Here is a 7,473-nt window from a genome sequence, read left to right on the forward strand (position 1 = left end):
GGTAAGAACCGTTTTCCTTATCTTCTATAAAATCTGATATTTCTGTATAGATGGAACAACCATCTATTTTTTTAGGGTAACCTGATGATTTGATTTTTTCTTCAATTGCTTCGTAGAATTCTTCCACTGTAAAACCTCCTATTTATCATTATCTAGGTGACGATAACGTTTCTTATAAACTGCGGTATCTATTCCACCTTCGTACTTATTAAGTACTTTATTAACGGCTTCTTTTCTTTTGTCTTCTTTTTCTTTCTCAGTACGCTTATCATAAGCATCTTTAGTTATGGAGTATAGATAGCAATGACGACAGTTGTCCATGATCTCTTTTTCTCTAACCATACCTAATTTATTAGCTATATTTATTGAACGAGAATTCAATTTATCAATAGAAGCGACGATTCTTTGAATTCCGAGATACTCAAAAGCATAAGATAGAACGGCTTTAGTACATTCTAAAGCATACCCCATTCCCCAGTGGTTCCCATCTAACAGATAACCTAATTCTATTTCAAGGTGATTATCAATGGTACGGTTTTGGATTCCACAACGGCCGATCAATTTGTTTGAATCTTTATCAAACACACCCCATAGACCATAACCAAAGAAAGAGTATACATTCTTTATATATGCCTTATGTTTATCAATTTCATTCTGTAGATAGTCGTCGATATCATCAATAAATTCGTGTACCTTCGGATCTTGGTAAATCTGATATAGTGACTTGATATCATCAACAGTAAGTTCACGAATTACAAGACGTTTGGTTTTGGTAATCTCTACTGGAAGACCATGTGCTCGTCTGTATTCACTTTCAATAAAATGATAATCAATATCTTGAAAACTTTCTATAAGAACACAGGCACGACTTAAATCTTGATTACCAGAATTAGGATTTAAAAATCCGATGGTTTTGATATGTGCTCCTTCAGCTGCAATTGTACCATTCATAGAATCTTCAATTACCATAGCTTGAGATGTGGATATTCCAAGCTCCTTTAAAGCAAGATTGAATATAGCTGGATCTGGTTTTGAATGTTCAACAAAATCGCCACTTATGATTTTATCGAAATATTTATAGATACCAAGTGTCTTTGTGACGTGTAAGATATCTTCTTCTGGGGAAGAGGACGCCACGGCCATCTTAATACCGTTATGATACAAATCCTGAATTAGCGTTTTAACATAAGGAATAGGTGGGTATCCTTCGTCCTTAATCATCTTTCTTTTCATAGCTGTATTTGCAAGTTTTAGTTCATCAATTGTTGTGTTAAGCTTATAGTCATCAATGATTTGCCTCATTGTATCTGAAACAGATACACCGATGAACTTGGAACAGTATTCTAATGTTAAGTTTGCTCCAAAATCTTTTAAGGTATTAATTAAGGCTTGTAAGTTGAGCGGTTCTGAATCAACAAGTACACCATCCATATCAAATATAACTGCTTTAAGCATTGAACCCCTCCTTTAAGTGATAAGATTAGATAATTTATCTGTACTAATATTAACATTTTTTTTAAGTTCTGTATAGTGTGTATATATTCATAGTAATGATGCATATATTTTAAAGATTAGTAAAATGCCTTAATAATTAAGTAGATAATAAGGTGATGAAAGGAATTTATATGTTAGCTATGGAGTTCTCGATTAATGATAGCATTACCGTGGTAAATGAAATACAATTTAGAAATCATTTAATATTGTATCTAGGATATATTAATAAATATAATGAAATAGTTGGGGTTTTTGAATTGGGAGATGAACAAGCAGATGCGGCAAACTCTACATATAGTAAGTTCCGTTGCTTAAAAAGAGGTGAGAGTTATTCACTTAATGCCATTATGCTTCATGAGCTGTATTTTAGTAATATTGGCGGCAAATCCAATGAGGTTCCATCAAATATACAGCAAATGATGGAAAAATATTTTGGATCAGTGGAAAATTGGAGATTAGATTTTATTGCTACAGCAAAGGCAAGTCGCGGTTGGGCAATACTTGCCTATGAACAAAAGACAAAAAGATTAATGAATATGAGTTTGGATACTCATGATATGGGAGGGATAATATATGCGTTTCCACTACTTGTTCTTGATGTTTATGAGCATGCTTACTTCTTACAATATGGTGCTGATAAAACCTCCTACATTAATAATTTCTTGTATAATATAAATTGGCAAGTTGTAAGAGATAGGGCATCAGCATTACAGAATCTAGAAGGATGATTTAGCATGTTGGACTTTGACATAATTCTGTGGGAAATCAGTTACAATGGCGGTAACACGTTGCTTTCTTAACTTATGATATGTTCGGTCGCGATTAACTGTCCAGACCACAAGATCATAATGATGTTTCTTACATAAGTGGAGCAAGAAACGTGTTACTAAGTAATAATGTGCTGCTATAAAATCAGCATTTGTATTTTTTAATCTTCTTAAAGGATAAAATTCTTGTAGACGTTGAAATAGGGAAGCCCCTTCAAGACCTATTAACAAACCTGTTCGAATATTGGAATCTAGACGTTTTACCTCTTTAATTATTTTATCTGAAAAACTAATCATTATGAATTCATCGTAGTTAAAATAAGTGGTAACAAGATCAACGACTTCTTTTTCATATCCAGATTCTTTGAATTCAATATCGAGTTGAATCTTTCCTTGACATAGTTTTAAGACATCCTCTAAAAGAGGAACCTCGAAACCTTTCTTATTTGCGATAATAGTAAGTTGATGATAAGTTAGTTCGCTAATCTTTCTACAACCAATAGTTGGATTATGATAGATTATTAGTTTCTTATCCTTTGTTTGGCGGATATCAAATTCTACCATCTGTAATTTTAAATCAATAGCTATCTGAAATGCTTCTAAAGTATTCTCGTATTTTGCAAGACTTTTTGCTCCTCTATGTGCAATTATAAGCGGTTTTCTTTTCATATTCTATCCCCATTAGTTATTATTAATACATTACTATATTATACCAAATTAACGAAAAATAAAAGGATTTACTGATAAATTCGCATATGGATATATAATACATATTATGATATTATTAGTAATTGATAGTAAAACATTAAATTAGGAAAAATATGGGGAATATAGTGAAAGGAGTAGGTTTATTATCATGAAAGAATTTGATAAAGTTACTAAGATTCTTACGAATATGGAGCAAGTAGTTATAGGTAAGAAAGATAAGATTGAAATGGTAGTCATTGCGCTACTAGCTAAGGGGCATATCTTGTTAGAAGACGTACCAGGGGTAGGGAAAACAACTCTAGCAAGTGCGTTGGCAAAATCAATATCTTGTGGATTTTCTAGAATTACATTTACGCCAGATACTTTACCAAGTGATGTAACTGGTATTTCTGTGTATAACATGAAGACAGGGGAATTTGAATTTATGAAAGGGGCAGTCATGAATCATATTATCCTGGCAGATGAGATTAATAGAACTTCACCAAAAACACAAGCAAGTTTATTAGAAGCAATGGAAGAAAAACAGGTGACGGTAGATGGTAGAACGACACAATTACCAGATCCTTTTATGGTTATAGCAACACAAAACCCAATTGATTACCTAGGTACATATAATTTACCAGAAGCACAATTGGATCGATTCTTAATTAAAATATCGTTAGGATATCCATCGAATGAAGATGAGTTATTACTAGCACAAAAGTTTATATCTGGGACAAGTGTTAAAGATATTACTTCGGTTGCTAGTGAAGAAGATGTCCTTGCTATGCAAAATGAAGTTGACCAAGTATTAATTAAAGACGAACTTTTAGAGTATATCGTTAGTCTTGTAGATGAGACAAGAAAGAATCCGAATATCGTATTAGGAGCAAGTCCAAGAGCGATGTTAGCTTTGATTCGCGCAGCTAGAGCTAAGGCATATATTAGTCAAAGAGACTATGTGATACCAGATGATATATTGACGATGATTGAGCCAGTACTAGCACATAGAATTGTAGTAACTCCTGAGGCACAACTTAATAAACTGGATGCGAAGAAAGTGCTGAAATCTATTGTCTCAATATTACGCATTCCATACTAATACTAAATTCGTGAAAGGGGTCACCTAATTATGAAGATATATAAGTATATCCTAATTGGGTTCTTAATTGTAACAACTATTTTTGTAAGTAATCATGGTGGTAATGTATCCTATGCACTCTTTTATCTGGCTATTATACTTCCAATTATTTCTGTCATCTATACACTGTATGTGTATCAACATTTCCGTATTTATCAAATGATTGATCATAAAACAATTGTAAAGGGAGAGTTGGTACCTTATCGGTTTACTGTTTCGAATGAGTATTTTATTACTTATAGAAGTATCCAATTAAAGTTTTATGATGACAAATCGCAGGTAGTTGGAGGGGATACTACTGTCGAATATACCTTGTTACCAGGAGAAAGTATTGAAAAGAAGACAAATCTACGTTGTAATTATCGAGGAGAATACGAAGTAGGTATAAAGATGGTAGTTATAACTGACTTCCTTAGACTTATCTCGATTACATTTCCAATACAATCTAAATATAGAGTAATGGTGTTACCTCGAGTTTTGAATTTGTCTAGGTTAAGAATCTTACCATTAGAAAAGGATGCCAAGAGGACATTAACATGTAATAATCCTGAGCAAATAGAGATGGATAATGAGCTTAGAAACTATGTGTATGGCGATAGTCTTAAGAGAATCCATTGGAAGGCAAGCGCAAAGAAACAAACGATGCAGACTCGTAAGATGACGCAGAATCCAAGACAAGAGATGAACTTATATATAGATTTGTGCAAATTGGATGTTACAGGGATGGATCAAATTATAATTGAGGATAAGATGATTGAGGCAGAACTTGCAATTGTTAAGTATTGCCAGAAGATGGGAGTCCCTATAAATGTGTTTTATCAACAAGATGGTCCCCAAAAAAGACGAATCCTTAATGCAATGGATTTTAATAAATTATATCAAGAAAGTCCTAAAATAAAATTTAATCAAAAGGTTTCCGTGCACGAATTGTTGTCTAAAAACGTAATTAATATGGGGAAATGTCTTGTACTAGTCCATAAAATTGAGGATGCATTGTCCATCCAGTTACAAAGATTAAAGCAAAATAGAGCAGAACTAGTATTACTTTACTTCACTTCAGAACTAGAGGAAGAAGAAAAGGTCAAGATTGGAACACTGCGTTCTATAGGGATATACGTAAGAGAAATCCTACGTGAAGAAGAACTTGTTAATATCCTATAGAATGAGCCTAATATTAGGGAGGAAACGTCATGAAGATATCGAATGAGGTGAAACAGCGTATCTACAGCGTACTTTCAATTACGTTATTTGCGACAATACTGACGTCTATTGTGAATGACCTTTGTGACTTTCAAGTAAAGGAATTCCCAATCTTTATAATCGCAATAATAAGTATGATAGTGCTCTATATGGTATGTCACCATAAAAAAATATTCCTAGCGTTATTATTTAGTGTTTTGGTAGTTATAGGTATATTCCTATACATGAAGAAAGTGCCAATTTTCTCTCATATACAAAACGTATGGAGTTGGTTGGCAAATTATGCGAACGGAACAGAAGAACTTCATCGTAGCTATGGAGTTATTATGATCATTTTGATTCAAGTTATTGGATCCATAATGGCAAAGCTATTATGCAAGAAGGATATTGTTAAATACGGTTGCTTTGTAGGTGCATTTATAGCAATTATTGTTATGAGTATATTAGGATTTTCGTGTACTCGTATGTTAGTTGTGTATACAGTATTAGCAAATCTAATTATATTAGTTGAGATTCGTTGTAATCAAATGGAAGCAAGCAAAGAGAAGAAACAAGTAGCAGTATTCCAGTTGTTGCCAATATGTTTTATCATTGTTATATGTGTAGCCGTATTACCGATGAGAAAAGAACCTATTCAGTGGACAGGAATCCGTAAGGCAATCATGATGATACAAGAAAAAGGTGAGATATTATCAAAACGTATACAACTATATTTTGCTGGTAAAGATGGCTCGTATGAGATGTCTTTCGCGGGATATTCTGATGGAGATACTGAGCTTGGTGGTGAGATTGGCTATAATAATGGGGTATCACTAAAATTAAACTCTTCAATAAGGGATTATCCAACGTATTTGATTGGTAATGTTAAGAATATATACACTGGAAGTGGTTGGAAAACTAAGATGTCGAAAGTACCAAAAGAATCCTCTGAATATACAGATGATGTGTTAGAATTTGTTTGTGCATTATCAAGATATCCAGTTGAGGATATTGGCATAGAAAACATAATAAAGAAGCAGAATCTTGAAATTGTCTATGAAGATATCTTTACCATTACTAAGTTTTATCCGCTTAAGACATTTAGTTTCGTCGATTATGATGAAGAAAAGGTGAAGACTGATAAATATGCTAATCTACAATTTAAAAACTTAAGAGGAGAAGGAACAAATTATCTTACATACTATTATAGTCTTAATCTAGATAGTGAATCTTTGAAGGATATGCTTCGGGATTCTGATACGTTTACCTATGAAGGATATGATACTTCATTTGATAAAGAGTCCCTACAAAAATTGAATAGAAATATACTCAAACTTAATAAAGGTAATATAAATTCTGATTATATTAAAAAATTGCAAGAGCGTAGAGAGCGTATTTATAAGGACTATACCTCATTACCAAAAACATTACCAGACCGAGTATATGAGTTAGCTGAAGAGCTTACTCGTGGACTTACTACAGATTATGATAAGATGAAAGCTATTGAGGGGTACTTGAATTCTATGACTTATACCACCAAGATGATTCGCCCAGATGAAGGTGAAGATTTTGTTGATTGCTTCTTATTTGAGAAAAAAGAAGGATATTGTACATATTTTGCAAGTTCAATGGCAGTAATGGGAAGGTGTCTTGGAATTCCAACACGTTATGTGGAAGGGTTCTATGTAGATTATAAAGATAAGCAAGGCCGTTATTATACAGTTAAGAATTCAGATGCACATGCGTGGGTAGAAGTGTATTTTGATGGCGTTGGCTGGATTCCTTTTGAACCAACTCCTGGATATGTTGAAGAATTTTATAAAGAATGGGAGCAGGTTAATAAAACGAAAAACAATGGTAATACATCAACAAACTCAAATTCTGGGCAAGGACAGAAGCCACCAGAGTCACTGCAGGAAGGCGTAGGAGAAGACATAAAAATTGATGTAGAGAAGAAAGTAAAGATAAACACAGACATAGTATTTATTATATTGGGGATACTAGGGATTATAGTAGCACTATTCATGTGTTACTACTTATGGCTTAGGCATAAGATGCGACGTCTCTATAATGAGGCAGATAATGCTGTTAAGGCAGTTGTAATCTATCGCAAAATAATGTATCATTTATCAAAGGTAGGATTTCCTTATTCGAGTACAGAGACATTACAAGTTTATACAACTAGAATGGATGAATGTATAGCAA

At 33.2% G+C, this 7,473-nt stretch carries 6 protein-coding genes; 4 read left to right on the forward strand and 2 right to left on the reverse strand.

Features of this window, described 5'->3' with window-relative positions:
• Positions 1 to 138 precede the first annotated feature (138 nt).
• Positions 139 to 1,455 carry a GNAT family N-acetyltransferase gene (locus tag ACW2QF_RS15995; RefSeq protein ID WP_455717009.1) on the reverse strand — a complete coding sequence of 439 codons (1,317 nt, stop codon included), beginning with the start codon at positions 1,453 to 1,455 and terminating at the stop codon, positions 139 to 141.
• Between the two features lie 155 nt (positions 1,456 to 1,610).
• Between ACW2QF_RS15995 and ACW2QF_RS16000 the strand changes: the two genes are divergently transcribed.
• Positions 1,611 to 2,222: a superoxide dismutase gene (locus ACW2QF_RS16000; RefSeq protein WP_455717014.1), complete on the forward strand. Its 612-nt coding sequence runs from the start codon at positions 1,611 to 1,613 to the stop codon at positions 2,220 to 2,222.
• On the opposite strand, the gene ACW2QF_RS16005 is transcribed toward ACW2QF_RS16000, so the two are convergent.
• Complete coding sequence (locus ACW2QF_RS16005) at positions 2,211 to 2,930, reverse strand: glycerophosphodiester phosphodiesterase (RefSeq protein ID WP_455717010.1); 720 nt, start codon at positions 2,928 to 2,930, stop codon at positions 2,211 to 2,213. The two genes, ACW2QF_RS16000 and ACW2QF_RS16005, sit on opposite strands and share 12 nt — an antisense overlap.
• A 187-nt stretch (positions 2,931 to 3,117) precedes the next feature.
• Here ACW2QF_RS16005 and ACW2QF_RS16010 point away from each other — a divergent pair, with 187 nt between their 5' ends.
• The 3 genes from ACW2QF_RS16010 to ACW2QF_RS16020 all read left to right on the forward strand — a co-directional run.
• Positions 3,118 to 4,050, forward strand: a complete 933-nt coding sequence (locus ACW2QF_RS16010) for an AAA family ATPase (RefSeq protein ID WP_455717011.1) — start codon at positions 3,118 to 3,120, stop codon at positions 4,048 to 4,050.
• Positions 4,051 to 4,080: 30 nt separating this feature from the next.
• A complete protein-coding gene (locus ACW2QF_RS16015; protein ID WP_455717012.1) occupies positions 4,081 to 5,250 on the forward strand; it encodes a DUF58 domain-containing protein in 1,170 nt (389 codons plus the stop codon).
• Between the two features lie 29 nt (positions 5,251 to 5,279).
• Positions 5,280 to 7,473, forward strand: a 2,194-nt coding sequence (locus tag ACW2QF_RS16020) for a transglutaminase-like domain-containing protein (protein WP_455717013.1), incomplete at its 3' end; no start/stop codon positions are given.

This window comes from Anaerosporobacter sp. (genome assembly GCF_965301125.1).

Excerpts from the sequence above, each read along its gene's own strand:
- ACW2QF_RS16005 (WP_455717010.1), bottom strand. The coding sequence starts at position 2,930 with ATGAAAAGAAAACCGCTTATAATTGCACATAGAGGAGCAAAAAGTCTT.
- ACW2QF_RS15995 (WP_455717009.1), bottom strand. The coding sequence starts at position 1,455 with ATGCTTAAAGCAGTTATATTTGATATGGATGGTGTACTTGTTGATTCA.
- ACW2QF_RS16010 (WP_455717011.1), top strand. The coding sequence starts at position 3,118 with ATGAAAGAATTTGATAAAGTTACTAAGATTCTTACGAATATGGAGCAA.
- ACW2QF_RS16015 (WP_455717012.1), top strand. The coding sequence starts at position 4,081 with ATGAAGATATATAAGTATATCCTAATTGGGTTCTTAATTGTAACAACT.
- ACW2QF_RS16000 (WP_455717014.1), top strand. The coding sequence starts at position 1,611 with ATGAAAGGAATTTATATGTTAGCTATGGAGTTCTCGATTAATGATAGC.